Below are 15,933 nucleotides of genomic sequence, written 5' to 3'. Positions count from 1 at the left end.
GTCGTCGCCACCGCGTGCAAGCGCACGGTGGCTGTTTTACGTTTTGGAATTGACGAGGTGAGCGTGTCGAAGTTCTTGTTGGGAATGCTGTGCCTGATCGCGCTGCCGGTGAGCGCGGCCACCACCACCGCGCCGGAGCTGTTGTTCCGGGTGTCGGCCGACCGCGACCTGCAGGCCGATGTCGCCCGCGGCGACGGCGTGCCCAACTTCCGCGACAAGATCACGCTGGTGCCCACCGGCAAACGCGGCAACGCCATCGAATGGGCCGACGACGGCGTGCTGTCGTGGAATGCGCCCGGCAACCTCTACACCCAGCGCGGCACGCTCGGCTTCTTCTGGCGCGCGCGTTATCCCGTGGGCGAAGCGCCGTTCGTGATCTTCCGCGTCGGCTACGCCGACCACACCAGCTGGGACATGGCCTGGCTGCGCATCGACTGGAACGGCCACGGCTTCGATGCCTTCGTCACCGACGCCAACCTGGCGCGCACCCGCGTCTCCTTCAAGCTCGACAAGGCCCCGGCTGCCAGCGACTGGACCCACATTGCGTTTGCCTGGGACGAAACCCGCGGCGTGCGCCTGTACGTGGACGGTAAGGAAGCCGCACGCGTGGACTGCGGTTCGCCCTGCGCCAACGGCGGCGCGCTCGACTTCGACGCCGCGTTGGACCAGTTCGGCCTGGCTGGCCGCGTGATGTCGCCGCACCAGGTGCAGAGCCGCTACAACTTCCTGCGCGGCAGCGACGTCGACGAGATCCGCATCTACGACCGCATGCTCGACGCCAGCGGCGCCGCCGCGCTCGCACGCCTGCAGGAGCCCGCCACTGCCGAGTCCGCGCCAACCGACAAGCAACACGCCGCCTTCCTGCACCGCTTTGGCTGGGACAACGGCCACGCACCACCACTGCTGGATGCGCCGGTCACCCGCATCCGCAAAGTGGAGTTCAATGATGCGCGCGACCTCAAGCAATGGATGTGGAAGGCCACCGACGGCATTGCCGAAACCACCTGGCCCGGCGTCTACAACCGCTCGCGCCTGCCGGGGCGCGACGACTACTTCCAGCTGCCGGACTGGAACACCTACGTCGAAGGAGGCAAGGCGCTGGATCTCACCCTGCCGGACGAGCCGGTCAACCGCATCGAGCTGCGCGGCGCCGCCTACGGCCAGGCCACATACGCCGCGCCCAACGCGCAGCCGCAGCCGCTGTTCGCGCGCAGCCAGGGCGTGGTGCGCAGCGTGGACCAGTTCCCCGCGCGCCGCGGCGGCACCCTGCGCTTTGCCAACACCGCGCAGGAAACCCCCATCCAGGAAATCTGGGCCTACAACGTGCAGCCGGGCGAGGTGCCCAAAGGCAGCGCGCAACTCAGCTACACCGTGCGCAGCGACATCCAGCCCGACTACGACAACCTCGCCCCCTTGCGCGATGTCATCGCCGGCCGCTACCCGCCAGGCGAGCGGCAGACCGTCATTGCGCTGCCCACCAAGGCACCGGCGCGCAAGCGCCCCAGCGACAAGGCCGCAGCAAGCGCGCAGCAACCCATCGTGCACATTCTGGTGCCCTCCAGCCTGGGCGACCCGCCGCCGGACCAGGCGCTGATGCGCAGCTGGTCCTACGGCTGGGAGAACATGCACGACGGCCTGGACGGCATCGCCATCACCCTGCCGGCACTCAACCTGCCGGCCACCCACAACGGCAGCATCCCGCTCAACATCCGCATCAAGGACCCCATCTGGCCCGCGCGCGACATGATCGATGTCTCGGTCGCGGTCGCCCCCGGCCAGGCCCGCACGCTGTGGCTGGACCTGCGCGACCGCATCCTGAGCAACGACAGCCTGATGCTCAGCATCGCCGCCGCCGCGCCCGGCTTTGACGCCAACGCGCTCGACGGCACCCAGCTGCAACTGGTGTTCAAGCCGCGCGCCGAGGCCATCACCGAGCACGTCGCCGACCGCTTCAACCAGGTCAAGGACAACTGGGGTTTTCTGGTCGAAGAGCACACCACCTCCAAGCGCCAGCTGCTCTACAAGCGGCTGGATGCCGACATCACCGACCTGCTGCGCGTCGACCCGGACCACGCCCTCGGCCGCGAATACTGGAACGACATCAGCTACGCCAACCAGGGCGCGTTGCCTGTCGAGCTGCCCACCGTGCCCAAGGGCGTGCCCGCCTGGGCGTTCTGGCAGCTGCAAGACCTCAGCGCCACCCGCCGCTACATCCGCTGGTGGATCGAGCAGCGCCAGGTGGCCTACGGCGATTTCGGCGGCGGCATCTCCGACGACTCGGACCTGGTGCAGCAATGGCCCGGCGTCGCCCTGATGGGTGTGGACCCGGACATGCTCAATGCCTCCATGCTGGCGTTGTCCGATGCCAACTACCGCAACGGCATGTTCACCAATGGCCTGTCCACCATCGAAACCGACGAGCTGCATTCCTACGAAGAGGGCATCAACCTCAACAGCGCCCTGCTGTACCTCAACTGGGGCGACCCACGTACCGTCGAGCGCCTGATGGAAACCGTCAAGGCCTTCGACACCATCATCCAGGTCAACCCGCAAGGCCATCTTCTGTTTGCCAGCAACTGGTTCGGCGGCCGCAAGGTCTACCGCGAGCCCAACTGGCAATGGCAAAAACCGTACTCCTTTCCCATCGTGCACCCGGCCATCCTGCTGGGCGGCTATAACGCCGACCCCAACAGCCGCCGCATCGTCACCGGGTTAGCGGATGGCTATCTCGCCCACGCCTACACCAACGCCAAGGGCAACTGGGCGCTACCCAACGAGATCAATTGGCAAACCGGCAAAACCCGCGGCGGCGAACTGTTCGAAGGCAGCGGCGGCGCCGACACCTTGCACACCTTCTGGGCCGCCTACCGCTTCACCGGCGCAGATCGCTATCTCAAGCCGATTAACTACCGCGTCGCCAACAGCGGCCCCAACGGCCTCTCCCTGCTTAACGAAAACTTCCTCGACGTCATGGGCAAGCGCAGCGATTGGAGCGCCAAGCTCATCGACGCCGCAAACAAGGACGACGGCAGCGCCCCGGACTTCCCGCACCATGTGGCCTGGGAACAAACCGGCAATCTCGAGTATCTCGCCGCCACTTACCGCAGCGAGGCGCGCGAGAAACTGCAGAACTTCTACATGAACACCGAAGGCCACTGGTGGAGCGACCGCGTGGAATCCCCCACCGTCAACCTGCAACGCGCCCGCCTAGGCGGTGTGGCGCTCAAGCGCAACCAGACCTACCCCGGCCACACCGTCAGCTGGCGCTTTGCCGATCCGGAGGCCGCTACGCAATTAGCCATCGCCATCCCCGCACCCCAGCAAGACCGCTTCACCGTCATCGCCTACAACACCTCCAACAAGACTCAGCGCGCCAGCATGACCGGCTGGAACGTCGCCCCGGGCCAATGGCGCATCACCCAAGGCGTGAGCAAAGGCAATGACGGCAAGCTCGACAGCAACGCCAAGACGCAAGAGCGCGCTTTCGAAAAAAGCGCATCCATCGACATCGACTTCCCCGCAGGCCGCACCACCGTCCTGCAGCTCGAACGCATCGCAGCCACCACCCCGGTTGAACTACGCCCGGACCTGGGCATCGGCTATGGCGACGTGCGTGTGACTGCCGATGCCATCGAGGTGACCGTGCACAGCCTCGGCCATGCGGATGCGCCAGCTGGGTTTGTGGTGTTGGAGGATGCGCGTGGCAAGGAGCTGGCAAGAGCGGCGTTCCCGGCGTTGGAGGCTCCGCGGAATTTAGTGCCGAAGACGGCGGTTGTGCGGCTGCCGGTGCCGGGTGGTAGCGTTAGTAAAGGCGCGCGGTTGCAGTTGGTGACAGAAGGCGAGATTGCTGAGGTGACTCAACGCAATGACACGTTGGCGTTGCCTTGAAGTAGGCAACGAGCCCGACTTTTGGATTCTAGATCTCGACGCTAGGCTGAAAATAAATCGGTGTAACAGGATGAGCCCGCTAGAACGCGGCTCAACGCCTGGCGTCAGAGGCAGATACGCAGCTGAAAAGCGATTAGCTTCAAACAGGTTTAGCGATTGACCTCGCTCAGGGAGTTGGCGAGGATCACGTTATGCCGCGCTTAGGCGGTCCAACAGTAGTTAGGCCACACAGTAAGAGAGTCTTAAATTTGAGCAAATGGAACTTGCCTACTGAGTGGCAACGATTGTGTGATGGATCCGCTTGTCCAATTTGCGTTCGCGGCCAGTCTCTCGACATCATCGACACATTAGATGCGTCATGGCTCACCATGTCGGGACGTGCACCAATGGTCGGATACGTCTGCCTTGTATCCCGCGCGCATGCTGTTGGTCTACACGACTTTAGCGTCACTCAATCAGCAGCATCTACGCAGGACGCGCATCGCGTCTCGTCCGCCCTGTCTTCTGTCACAGGTTCCGTCAAGCTCAACTACGAGATTCATGGCAACACTCTGCCGCACCTGCACATACACTTCTTTCCACGGTACGCTGGCGACCCATTTGAGGGGCATGCCATTGAGCCATCTCGGATTACCCAGCCATTCTATGAGCGCGGGCAGTTCGCTCCTCTCAAGGCACAGTTGGTTCAGGCGTTGGGCGCAGGTGCAGCCTAACAATTCATTCAAGCCGAACCGGATTCGCCAGTTGGCTTAATTCAGACGTTATGTCGCAATGGAGTTTTTTCGCATGAACCTTTTTACGCAACTGGTGTACGTGATAGGGCGCATCAATCCCAACGGTGTTGAGATGCTTGGGACAGGATTCTTGGTAAGTAACGACGGCCTCATCGCGACTACACATCACGTGGTCGGTTCGACTTCCGCGAACCTCGTGATTCTCGCCCCGCATACCAATGACATAGATGCGTTCCAAGACTTGAGTGACGACAGTTGCGCCACCGTCCCTGTCATTGTGAAAGAGATCGACCCGATCAGAGATCTGGCACTGCTCAAGGCCGATATCAACGTTCAAGCTCCTATCCCGACGTTGGGGAGCTTTGATGCAGTTCCTGTCGGGGAGGAGATTGGGATTTTTGGGTTTCCGCATTGTGTTGAAGGGAGACGGGCGCTCACCTTTCAGAAAGCAGAGATCGGCGCAAAAGTTCTCATCGCCGCGAACGGCGTAAAGTCAAAGCATGCCGTAATCAATACTCAATCTAGGCCGGGACAGTCTGGCAGTCTTGTTTTTTCACCAAAGATCGAGTCGATATGTGGCGTGCTGGTCGGAGCATGGGTGCCTGGGCAAGGCGGAATTTCGCTTGGGGGCATCAATCCTCGAGAGCTTCACCAGACGACGCAGTGTGTATCTGCCGAGTACATCAAGGGAATGCTGTAATGAGAGGAATCAGTGTTGCAGAGCAGGATGTGAATGTCTGGCTTGCTGAGTTGAAGCCTTACCAGCAACAGACACTTGAGGTGTTTTTGGCAACCGATACTATCGAAGCTTCAGCGGAGCGGTGGCTGAGTTCCACTGGCTCGCCAAACATCGCCCCCTTTGGTGGCGCAGCCGATCACAAACCATTTTGGAGTCGCTTCAAGGACGAGTTTCATCGGTTCATTTGTGATGACATGGCATACGTCGAGGAGCGAAAAGCCCTATCATCGGAGTCTTCTGTAGCGAAGGCGATGATGATCAGCGTCATATCTGCTGCAATCGGTGCCACCATCGGCTATTCATCAACACTATTGGCTCCAGCGGTTGCCTTGTTGCTTTGCTTGGTCGGCAAGATGGGTGTAAATGCCTACTGCAGTGCGGGCTAACAACTCGCTCGGCAGCATCAATCGCCTCGCGATTGATGCTGCCGCTTAGCTCACGCGTTAGGCCGCAAGGGAGACCGCGTGGAAGGCACAACCAACAAGCTCCTCATCGTCGGCGGCGCACTGAGTGGCGTTGCAGCACTGGCACATCTTGCGTGCTTAGTAGTGGGCGCGCCACTGTTCCGCCTCTTGGGCGCCGGAGAGCAGATGGCGCAACTTCACGCTCAAGGCAGCTGGTATCCCACAGTGGTCACGCTCGCAATCGCCACCGTCTTGGCCACTTGGGGAGCGTACGCGCTCTCGGCCGCGGGCGTATTCCGGCCGTTTCCGCGACGTCGAACAGTCCTTTCGGCGGTCACAGGTATTTACATCGTTCGCGGTGTGGCATTCGTCCCGATCATGGCTTACTTCCCTGGCAACAGCCTCACGTTCTGGGTCGTGAGCTCGGCGATCTGTCTCGCCATTGGTCTGGTGCACCTTGTGGGACTTCGCCAGTCGTGGGGCAGACTACGTCAGCTTGCGGCCTAACAATTCATTCAAGCCGAACCCGCTTTGCGGGTCGGCTTAATTCTGCCGTTAGGCGCTCAACCAAAGCTCGAAGGAAAGTTTGATGTCTCTCGAAAATAGTTCTGCCATCGTCAACGCTGCGGCCGACCAGATGAAAGCTGCGCAACAGCGCCTTATCGACCAAGGATTCACTGTTAAGGAAGCAGAATCCAAGGTAAAAGGCAATTTCAACAGGATTAATCTCAACGCAAATTTAACAATGACCATTGATGAGCTTTGCAGTTGACCCGACGCCATCAAATTCACAGGCCAAGCTCGCTATCATTGGAACTTAACCTAACAACTCGTTCAGGGCGGGCGGCTACGCCGCCGCCTAAGTCAAGCGTTATGCCCCAAGATCAAAGGCCAAGAGTTCTCGCTGGGCCCACTACAAGCGCATCAAGGCTTGGCGCTATGCAGTCAAGGCCGCAATTAAGCGAGCGCTGGGGAACGGATTGGACCGGCGCGCCGGCCGAAGGCGGGCGGCATGCCGTCGTACCGGCCGAGTTTGTGATGCCGGAGGATGCGCGTGGGAAGGAGTTGGCGCGGGCGGGTTTTCCCGCGTTGGAGGCTCCGCGGGATTGAGTGCCTAGGGCGGCGGTTGTGAGGTTTGCGGTGCGAGGCGGTAGCAATGCTAAGGGTGCGCGTTTGAGGTTGGTAACGGAAAGAGAGGTTGCCGAGGTGACTCAAAGCAACAACATGCTGGAGGTGCCTTGAAAGTAGGCAACGAGCTTGAGTGCCGGATTTCTTGGATCTCGGCGTTAGGCCAATCAAGCCGGGGGCGTTGGATGAGTCCGCTAGAACGCGGCTCAAGATTTGGCGTCAGAGGTAGAGACCCAGCTGAAGAGCCATGAGCTTCAAACTCTCGTGGCGATTGACCACGGCCAGGCAGTCGGCGAGGATCACGTTATGCCGCGTTTAGGGGCCGCAGTAGTTAGACATAGACAGGGAGGTAAGCAGATGCTGGTTGCAGCAAAACTTCGTCAGGCACGGAGAAACGCACTTTCCGACCGCCTTTGTATTGAGTGGGAGCAGCACTTGGGCTACAACGCCGGCAAGTACGCTTGTACACAGTGCTTAGAGGAAAAAGAGGCTCTGAGTGGAATAAGCGAGCATCATATGCCTGACAACCCATTCAAGCCGAATTGCCAAGTAACTTGGCTTGATTCAGTCGTTAGGCCCCAGTCTACTTAGCAACCGCGCGCAAGGAGAACACATGTCCCAGTACGCGTTCTGCCAGATTATTGCAAACATCAATTCGCTTTTGGAAGCCGGTGGCATAAAAGATCAGAAGGGGTACACGCTTGCTGAGTGGGACAGAGAAGGCTTTGTCGGCTGGGACGCCGCCCTCAATACCTACTTTCTACAGCTAGATGTTGGCGATCCTCCAGCATGGTGGATCATTAAACCCAATGGCATCCGATCATTTGATGAGCTCTGTCTTCTGATCAACGAGCTATTCCAGCAGCCACCAGGTATCTTCCACTTCCAGAACGTGATAAGGCAAGCGTGACCGGGAGCGAGCTGCTGGCTAACAATTTTCTCAGGCCGAATTTTTACTTTGCTGTGCGTCTTAAATTGGGTGTTTAGACTGAGTTGAGAAATATATGAGGCCTATCCTAAACTGGCTCGCCGCAGCAGCCTCGCTCATCGGCTTGTTCTTCACGCTTCGGCCGCCAAATGGTGAGCTTTCGAATGCGCAGATAGGCTTCGTCGGCTTGATATTGCTAATATTCGGCTTGGCTGCGGCTGCTGATATTCGCAGCGAGCGTCGGCGCGCAGCTAAGAGCTATAAAAACTCCGCAAGTATTAATGATTATATGTACACGATGCTTCATAAGAGCGGAAAGTGCGAAATATGCTCTCGCGATGCCAGCTGGATTGACGATAAACGAATCTACGCGCTCTTGCAGCAGAAGGCGGTGCGTGGCGAGTTGACATTCCTGATCCATCACTCGACCCGGGAGATTCGCTCTCTCGCTCAACTCGGCGCCGAAGTGATTGAGTACGGCGTTCTTGGTTTCGAGCCGGTAACTCGATTCACAGTGGTAAATGCCGGAAACCCCGCTTCATCCTACGTGGCTATCGATCGCAAGAAGCCAAATGGGCCACATATAATTGAGGAGTTGGATTCATCGCATCCGACATATTCGATGGCGCGGGACCTGATTCGATCCATCCGAGCAGCCAATGATCTATCTTAGAAAAAATAAGAGTTTGTCTCGCATCACTCGTGAGTGGGACGCCATTGCAAATTTACGTGAGCAGCAAATTGCGTCAGGCCGAGATCACAGCGCGAACTTCGTTCTTGCGCCCGCGATACTTGAGTCGCTGCCAAGATCCAGCTCGCTGGTAGACATCGGATGTGGCACCGGCTGGCTTACATCGCGAGCAGCGCCACGCTCTAAGCTTGCGGTTGGGGTGGATCCGAGCCCGGAGTCTATCGCTATCGCACAAACTCTTCATGCCGGAGCCTCAATCAGTTATCGGGCAGAAACGGTTGAGCAATACGCACGTCGTCGCACCCGCCCACAGTTCGATACTGCAATCTCAAACATGGCAGCGAGTAGCGCCCCTGACTTACAACAGTTTTTTTCGGCCTCACGTCGGTTATTGCGGAAGGGCGGCCAGCTCATCGCAACATTTCCCCACCCTTGCTTCTGGCCGCTCTATTGGGGCTACGCGTCACATCCAAAGTTCCGTTACGGCAGCTCCTTCGCTGTAGAAGGACAGTTCAAAATCCGCAACCAATCTACGCAGATGGTGACGACTCACTTTCACCATCCATTAGAGCTCTACTTTTCTACATTGACGCGTGCGGGATTCGAGGTGGAAACGGTGCGCGAGCTATCTGGCCGCGGATTTAAACTGCCCAGGTTCATGCTGGTTTCCTCGCACGCTGTCTAACAGGTTGTCCAAGCCGACGCCGCATCGCGGCAAAGCTTCGAATGACGGGCCAGGCTAACTCAAAAATCCAGTCTAATCACTGCAGTTGCGAAGCAGGGAATAATTGTGTGGTAAACCAACGAGATGCTAGAAGGAGTAAGACATATGAGCCGACCGATCATTGCCTTTTTCGTCTTCAGTCTCGTGCTTGCCACAGGGCCATTGCATGGTCAGAACATCACAGAAAAGGCGAACCCAACAGCAGTTGCCAGCGTTGAGTTGCCGCCCGAACTTGATCGATTACTCCGTGATTATGAGAGCGCATGGCGTAAGGGCGACGCGAGCGCGCTTGCTGCGTTGTTTGCAGAAGATGGCTTTTTGCTGCAAAGCGATCATCCCCCAATCCGGGGCAGGGCAGCTATTCAAGCGGCCTACGAAGGTAGCAGCGGAGGCCCCTTACGTTTGCGCTCACTCGGGTTTTCCGCCGAAGGTAATGTCGCCTACATCATCGGTGCGTACGGCTACGGAGATGCGCCCGGCGACATAGGAAAGTTCACTCTTACGCTGCATCGGGATTCCGGCAAGCGGTGGTTGATCTTCTCGGACATGGACAATCTTAATGCTGCGGCCAAACGGTAGTCCGCTGCATGGTGTGAAGCGAGCAAGAACAGGAGCGATCTGCAGGTTCTTCGTAGTGGCCGCACTCAAAAATCATCGTCACTTCATAGCTCGAAGCAGTTGACATCCCAACAAACCCGCAGCAATCTCTACCACAAGGAGCGTAGAAACTCCTAAGACAGCGGTACCCACCTCCGAAATCCCGGTGGGTTTTTTGTGCCTGCAGTGTCCTGCTGGCGCAGCCGACGCGATGCCTGCGTCGGGAGGGCGGCTAATACAACACCCTTCGGGGAAATACGCCCGCCGTCTGTCTTCGGTTTCTAACCTCCCGACATCCCGTCGCCACCCGGCGGCGGGGCCTGTTCGTCAAGGAGGGCTTTGCCATGCGTCGACCCACGTCCCGTCCCACATCCACACGCCAGCGCGGCACGGTGCCGCCGCCCACCGAGATCGGCTGGCACTCGCTCGATCCCTCGATCAAGCCGCGGCCCTACGTCGAGCGCACCCCCATCCCCCAACCCCGCACTGAAGCCCGCCCCCCACGCCCAGGCCACCCGCGTGCCCCGCAACACTGCACCGTCGGCTACGGCTACTACCCCGACAGCCACCAACGCATCCCCACGCTGCGCCTACGCGGCCGCTGGCTGGAACAACTCGGCTTCACCATCGGCAGCAAACTCCACATCCGCATGCGCAACGGCGAGCTGGTCGTCACCGTAGCACCTGCAGAGTGACCAACCCGCCACACCCCGCGCTCCGCGCGTGCACCCCGCAGTTGGAGAACTCGCATGGTGAATGACACCCTGGCCGGCGCCCTCGGCACATTCCCGCGCTTCGGCAGCACATGGATGCCGCTGCCGGTCGAACGCGCGACCAACACCTGCACCGCCTGGCATCGACGCAGCGCCTCAGGCACCACCACCACACGCATGGCGTACGTCGCGCCGCTGCGTGCCGCATCTATGGGCGGCTACACCCGCATACGCCACACGACGCGTTGGCGCGTACGCGAGGAGCCGGCAGCGGGCAGAGCGCGTTTCGACCAGGCCATTGGCCTGTTGCATGCCGACCTGCTGGCCTACATGCGCCGGCGCCTGCGTGACCCCAATACTGCTGATGACCTCACCCAGGAAACGCTGCTCCGCCTGCTGGCCTACCGCGACGCGCCCGACATCGGCGACTACGCACTGCTGATGTACCGCATCGCGCACAACGTGGTGCTGGAGTATTGGCGCACGCGCCACCGCCGCCATGCCAACGCCCACGTCGCACTGGACCTGATCGCACCACTGGCCGCAGACGGCGCCCACGTCGACCAGATCGCCGACGCCCGCCGCATCCTGCAGCACCTGCACACCCACACGCTGCCCGCACTACCGCCCAGATGCCGCCAGGCCTTCATCCTCAACCGCATCGACGGCCTAACCTACCCGCAAGTGGCCGCAGCCATGGGCATCTCGATCAAGATGGTGGAAAAGCACATCAGCCGCGCACTGGCCGCGTGCCGGGCCGCTGTGCAGTGATGCGCCTGGGCTGCGTTGTCTACCGGATGAGAACATCAGGATGCATCCTCGCTGTGTTGTACACGCATGCCGGTGCGCTACGACCAGCAAACATCGATGCAGATAAAAAACCCTGCCGAGGCAGGGTTTGACGCATCAGTAACCGGATCCATAAGGATTGACAGAGTCGGCCCTCGATGGTTCGTAGATTGGTTGTGGTGCTGGCTGGCGATAAGTGTTCTGTTCTTTATACGGATCGACAGTTCCAATTTTTCCGGTGTATGGATTCACGTTCCCACGTGTCGAATAATTGTCTAGCGTTGTGCTGTTGGCCGCACTGCGATAGTGAGGTTGCACATAGGTGCCATCAGCGCGGTGGTAACCATTGACACGGGTCTGCGCGCACACTGAAGCGGAGGCGAGTGCTACCACGATCGCCAAAACGATCTTTGCCTTTTTCATGGATGTTTCCTCGTAACGACTTGATGGTTTATGCAGGGCCGCAGAAGACGAACGACGTGATGGCCGTCTGGCCCGAGTGATACGGCCAGCTTGGGCCATCGGCTTCACTGCGCTCCAGCTCGGTAGTCGGCAATCATTGCCTTGGTCACGTCCTTTGGGTAGCACAACGGGGCGTAGCCACCGCCACGGCTATATGCGCTTCTACCGCCGCAGCTGCTGCCATTGCGTGCCGCGTTGTACGGGCAGGGACAGTTGCCGGGATATGCATTGACCGATTGTTGAATCAGCAGCGTCCTGATGTTGGCATCAGACAACGCTGTAGAAGGTCCTTTGGCAAGTGCGTGTGGCGCAAAGGCCATTGCTAACGCAAGCAAGCAGAACTGCAGTCGCATGGGTTCGTCCTAATGTCGCACGTTAGGTGCGCAACAGAACATGCAAGGCTTGTTCCCGTGTCCTATCGAGTTCGCTCTCACATACGCTATAAATGGCTGTGCTCGCCTCCTGCCGTATCCAACCCATACGCCTCGATCGCTCAGGCGGTCGACATGCCAACCAGTCCGCCAATCTGGTTGGCTTTGGCACTACCAGCGCGGTTTTCGTGTGCTAAGGCAGGTACTCATTTATTGAGCACCTCGGTTGTCCATATCTGGTCGTAATCCGCGTTGTGCGCCTTGGTAAAACCGTGGGCATCGCTGAATCCATCATCGACCTTCTGGCCATCCTTGTAGATCACGTAATGGCGCCCGCCGGCAGCCTGGTCGCCGTGGTAATGCAGCTGCATCCGGTACACCAGCCTGCTCTCTTCTACTGCTGGCGTCGCCTGCTGCTGTTCAACGCTGCTGGCTAGTTGCTGTATCTGCAACAGCGGTGTCGTCTGCTGCGGGTGGGCCACAACCCAGCTTCTGAACTTGGCTTGGTCCTGCGCTGACGCCTGCCCGGACGCTGGCCAGATATACAGGAACGTTGCCGGCGTACCAGGCGCTGTACTAATGGCCGGCATGTGCCACTCATAGACCTGGTGCTTGCCGTCGGCTGTCGTCATCTCGAGCAGGCTGGCGCTGCCTTGCGATGGGGTGCTGGCGGCGACCGGCAGTTCACTGATCGGTACCAGGCCGGAGTCCGGTACGGCGCCCGCCAGTGCCAGTAGCAGGTCGCGCTGGTTTGTCACTTCCTGCGCGTTCAACGACAGCGAGCGCAGGTAGCGCGAACGCAGACTGAAACGGTAGCGCGCTTCCTGCAGGGTGAATTCCCCTTCGACCCTGGAAGCTTCGTGCCAGTCGTGCCCCGGGGCCAGATTGACGGCGCCATGCATGACGCAAAACCCCTGCTGGGACTGTGCCGCTGGCGGGAAGGGCGATGCGCTGCTGGTGATCGAGGCCAGGATTTCCTTGGTGCGCCGTTCGGTGATGTCCTGCAGGCGGCTGATGGCGGTCTTCTGGAAACGAAACGTGGTGCCATCGCGATGGGCGAAGCCGGTGACCTGTACGACATTCGGGTCGAGCGGCAACGCGTCTTCCGCGTGTACGACGATGACCCTGCCATCGTCCTGCGTCAGCGTTTCCATGGGCTTGACCAGTTGGCGCACCTTGCCATCGCTGGCCGATGCTTGTGCGGTCAGCAGGCGCTGCGCATAGCTGGCCGCGTCCTCGCGGTAGGTATCGATGTCGCCCCAGTAAAACTGCGCGGAACTCCCCAGAAAATGCAGGGGCACATCGGTCGTCACGGCAAGCCGCCCGACGCAGTAACTTACGTTGCCGGGATTGTCCGCCGATGGCGGCAACGATTTGTTGGTGGTGTTGGTTGTGCTGCAAGCGGCAATCAACGCCATGGCAGCAAGCAGCGGTGCGCGCATCAAACGCGTGGCGGAACGTCTCAACGCAATTCCTTCAAAACAGCAATCGGCAATGATAGATGACGCCGGTCTACGCGGTGCGTCATCCCTGACAAGGTCTTCTGGCGCGTCCTGCTGCTATCAGCATCCACCGCACCGCTGACGGGATCGAGCGAGCCGAATTCGTTGTGGTCGTTGCGGGCTACCGTAAACCGCACTGCACCGCTTGGCATCGATTTTCATGCCGCGCGGTGGTCGATGGCGTGCCTGCCTCGATGCGCCTGCCACTGCAGGCGTGCGGCGCACCGGGGTGGCTAGGCTTGCGATTACTTCTTTCGGTACACCCCGCCAAAGGACACGTTCATTCCGCCGCACTCCAGGTTGTCGTCGGCCAGCAGCATGTCGCCCAGCAATTGCAGGCGCACCTTGCACGTGTCCTCGTTGACTTCGACGCGGTTGCCTTCTGGATAGCCGCGCGCGGTGACCGAGCCCGTGTGCGGACCGCCCGGCGTCTGTTCCGGGTCGGGAAAGGCGCTGGGCCAGTACGCATCGCCGTTGACGGTGATGCTGCCGTCTGGGTTGGTGGTCAATTGCAGCGTGTTGTCGCCGTCGTGCCAGTGGCCGTTCCATGCCTGCGGTGTGGGTGTGGCCGCGCTTGGCTGCATCTGCAGGCTGGACTGTGCGACCCAGCCAGCATTGCCGCCTCCCTTGTTGGGATAGAGCACGCAGACGTAGGCATTGCGGCGCTGCGCCGTCAGGACGATATCGTTCTTGACGACGTAGGCGCGCCCCTGGCATGCGGCCCCGCCCGTGTCCGGGCAGCCATCGGTGTCCTTGAGCAGGTACAGACGCGGCGGGATGACCTTGCCGAGTGAGAACGCCACCGGCGCACTGGTGAACAACCCATTGCGGCAGGTGGCATCGTCGTCGGCAGGCGCGGCGTGGACCAACGGCGAAACGCCCAACAGGGCAAGCATCCAGGCCTTGTGCATGGCTATCACTCCAAATGTGGCGCGGTAGTGTGCGGCAAACCGGGCCGTCTTTCAGCAGGAAAGTGCCACCACACGCCACGCATGCCATAGCTGCGCTGACCACGTCCAGAATCCACGCCCGCGCGCAGGCGCGGGCCGCCGATTGCGGCGTGGTGCCGCGCGTGATGCGGCGTTGTGCATTCGCCCGCGGGCGATGCGTACGTCTGAATCACTCAGTGGACGTGTATGAGCCTTCTTCACCTGGGCAGGCAGATGCTGCTGTCTCCAATCGAAAGGGAGTGGAGCATGAAACAATCACTGTTGGTCCTGTCCATCGTGGCGGCGCTGGCGCTCGCTGGCTGCAAGCCGGATGCCGACAAGGAGGCCGCAGCGCCTGCCGCGTCCACCCAACCGACGCCGACCGGTGGTGTGGCGACCCCGACCACACCGCCTGTCGGCGAAGCCAGCCCGGCGCCTGAAGGCGCGGCACGCGCGAGTTCCGGAGACGACATCGCCCTTGGCTTGCTCGGGGCGGTGGACAAGCACGAGATCGCCGCAGCGAAGCAGGCGCAGGACAAGAAGGTCACCGGCGCGGTGCTGGACTACGCGAAGATGATGGAGAAAGAGCACACCGAGAATCTGGACAAGACCAAGGCGCTGGGAACGCTGGCCGAAACCCCGGACGTCAAGAAGCTGGAGAGCAAGGGCGAGCAAGACCTGTCCACGCTGGGGCAGAAGTCCGGCAATGACTACGCGGCGGCCTATATCGATGCAATGATCGCCGGGCACAAGGACGCGCTGCAGCTGATCGAGACGCAGATGATGACGGTGGCGTCGAGCGAGCCGGTCAAGCAGCATCTGACCGAAACCAAGACGCACGTCGAGCAGCACCTGGCCAAGGCGGAAGCCATCAAGAAGGCAATGTGAGCGTGGGCGTGGCAGATCGCCGGTCTGCCACGCCTGGCCTGCAAGCGGCGAGGGAGCGACGTCGCCGTTTTTGAGCTTCAGGGACCCGAAAAGGGGATCAGGGAAAAAGCGATTCCCCCTACAACTGCCAACAGCGCCAGCACGCTAAGAATTATCGAATACAGACGCCTGGAAAAATTGGGGCGACGCTGAATGGCTCGAAGAATGGCGATCGGAACTAATGCATAGACCGCACAAAGGCCAATGAAGTATCCGTTGATCTGATAGGAGGAGCCCTTTCCCAGCGCATTTCCGACTTGAAACAAGACCACTCCACCAACAAGCGATAGGAAAGAGCGGATCGCGAATGCATTATTGGTTCTTGTTTGAATGCTCATATCTTCACATCGCTACGATCTGGAATGTTGCCACAGCTTGCGTTTGGCAGGTGGGCGTAACTCTAGCAA

17 protein-coding genes are annotated in these 15,933 nt (G+C 60.1%); 12 read left to right on the top strand and 5 right to left on the bottom strand.

What is annotated here, in order from left to right:
• The first annotated feature begins 57 nt into the window (after positions 1–57).
• The 11 genes from FHT08_RS13070 to FHT08_RS13020 all read left to right on the top strand — a co-directional run bounded on the left by FHT08_RS13070 (position 58) and on the right by FHT08_RS13020 (position 11,317).
• A complete protein-coding gene (locus tag FHT08_RS13070; RefSeq protein WP_166775308.1) occupies positions 58–3,888 on the top strand; it encodes a LamG domain-containing protein in 3,831 nt (1,276 codons plus the stop codon).
• A gap of 786 nt (positions 3,889–4,674) precedes the next feature.
• Positions 4,675–5,322 (top strand): serine protease, encoded by a 648-nt coding sequence (locus FHT08_RS13065; protein WP_166775307.1) that lies wholly within the window; start codon positions 4,675–4,677, stop codon positions 5,320–5,322.
• Positions 5,322–5,747, top strand: a complete 426-nt coding sequence (locus tag FHT08_RS13060; RefSeq protein ID WP_166775306.1) for a hypothetical protein — start codon at positions 5,322–5,324, stop codon at positions 5,745–5,747. The genes FHT08_RS13065 and FHT08_RS13060 overlap by 1 nt, the downstream gene beginning before the upstream one ends.
• A gap of 78 nt (positions 5,748–5,825) precedes the next feature.
• Entirely contained in the window at positions 5,826–6,272 is a 447-nt protein-coding gene (locus FHT08_RS13055) for a hypothetical protein (RefSeq protein ID WP_166775305.1), read from the top strand.
• Between the two features lie 82 nt (positions 6,273–6,354).
• Positions 6,355–6,537: a hypothetical protein gene (locus FHT08_RS13050; RefSeq protein ID WP_166775304.1), complete on the top strand. Its 183-nt coding sequence runs from the start codon at positions 6,355–6,357 to the stop codon at positions 6,535–6,537.
• 969 nt (positions 6,538–7,506) lie between these two features.
• Positions 7,507–7,803, top strand: coding sequence for a hypothetical protein (locus tag FHT08_RS13045; protein ID WP_166775303.1), 297 nt, complete (start codon positions 7,507–7,509; stop codon positions 7,801–7,803).
• 94 nt (positions 7,804–7,897) lie between these two features.
• Positions 7,898–8,494 (top strand): hypothetical protein, encoded by a 597-nt coding sequence (locus FHT08_RS13040; protein ID WP_166775302.1) that lies wholly within the window; start codon positions 7,898–7,900, stop codon positions 8,492–8,494.
• Positions 8,481–9,197 carry a class I SAM-dependent methyltransferase gene (locus tag FHT08_RS13035; RefSeq protein ID WP_166775301.1) on the top strand — a complete coding sequence of 239 codons (717 nt, stop codon included), beginning with the start codon at positions 8,481–8,483 and terminating at the stop codon, positions 9,195–9,197. The genes FHT08_RS13040 and FHT08_RS13035 overlap by 14 nt, the downstream gene beginning before the upstream one ends.
• 144 nt (positions 9,198–9,341) lie before the next feature.
• The gene (locus FHT08_RS13030; RefSeq protein ID WP_166775300.1) at positions 9,342–9,815 is read left to right on the top strand and encodes a nuclear transport factor 2 family protein; all 474 of its coding nucleotides are present in this window, start codon (positions 9,342–9,344) and stop codon (positions 9,813–9,815) included.
• A gap of 362 nt (positions 9,816–10,177) precedes the next feature.
• Positions 10,178–10,528 carry a SymE family type I addiction module toxin gene (locus FHT08_RS13025; protein WP_166775299.1) on the top strand — a complete coding sequence of 117 codons (351 nt, stop codon included), beginning with the start codon at positions 10,178–10,180 and terminating at the stop codon, positions 10,526–10,528.
• 54 nt (positions 10,529–10,582) lie between these two features.
• Positions 10,583–11,317 carry an RNA polymerase sigma factor gene (locus FHT08_RS13020; RefSeq protein ID WP_243849022.1) on the top strand — a complete coding sequence of 245 codons (735 nt, stop codon included), beginning with the start codon at positions 10,583–10,585 and terminating at the stop codon, positions 11,315–11,317.
• Between the two features lie 135 nt (positions 11,318–11,452).
• On the opposite strand, the gene FHT08_RS13015 is transcribed toward FHT08_RS13020, so the two are convergent.
• The 4 genes from FHT08_RS13015 to FHT08_RS13000 all read right to left on the bottom strand — a co-directional run bounded on the left by FHT08_RS13015 (position 11,453) and on the right by FHT08_RS13000 (position 14,581).
• Entirely contained in the window at positions 11,453–11,758 is a 306-nt protein-coding gene (locus FHT08_RS13015; RefSeq protein WP_181126584.1) for a hypothetical protein, read from the bottom strand.
• Positions 11,759–11,862: 104 nt separating this feature from the next.
• Positions 11,863–12,150 (bottom strand): hypothetical protein, encoded by a 288-nt coding sequence (locus tag FHT08_RS13010; RefSeq protein ID WP_208408980.1) that lies wholly within the window; start codon positions 12,148–12,150, stop codon positions 11,863–11,865.
• Positions 12,151–12,374: 224 nt separating this feature from the next.
• Entirely contained in the window at positions 12,375–13,610 is a 1,236-nt protein-coding gene (locus FHT08_RS19845) for a hypothetical protein (protein WP_243849021.1), read from the bottom strand.
• A gap of 305 nt (positions 13,611–13,915) precedes the next feature.
• Complete coding sequence (locus FHT08_RS13000) at positions 13,916–14,581, bottom strand: hypothetical protein (RefSeq protein WP_166775298.1); 666 nt, start codon at positions 14,579–14,581, stop codon at positions 13,916–13,918.
• 285 nt (positions 14,582–14,866) lie between these two features.
• Between FHT08_RS13000 and FHT08_RS12995 the strand changes: the two genes are divergently transcribed.
• Positions 14,867–15,487, top strand: coding sequence for a DUF4142 domain-containing protein (locus FHT08_RS12995; protein ID WP_166775297.1), 621 nt, complete (start codon positions 14,867–14,869; stop codon positions 15,485–15,487).
• Positions 15,488–15,564: 77 nt separating this feature from the next.
• Here the strand turns inward: FHT08_RS12995 and FHT08_RS12990 are convergent, their stop codons facing one another.
• Positions 15,565–15,864: a hypothetical protein gene (locus tag FHT08_RS12990; protein ID WP_166775296.1), complete on the bottom strand. Its 300-nt coding sequence runs from the start codon at positions 15,862–15,864 to the stop codon at positions 15,565–15,567.
• Positions 15,865–15,933 lie beyond the last annotated feature (69 nt).

Source organism: Xanthomonas sp. CFBP 8151, from assembly GCF_011761885.1.
Lineage (GTDB): Bacteria > Pseudomonadota > Gammaproteobacteria > Xanthomonadales > Xanthomonadaceae > Xanthomonas > Xanthomonas arboricola_B.
Note: the sequence above shows the minus strand (reverse complement) of the source record. Positions and strands in the feature narration are given on the sequence as shown.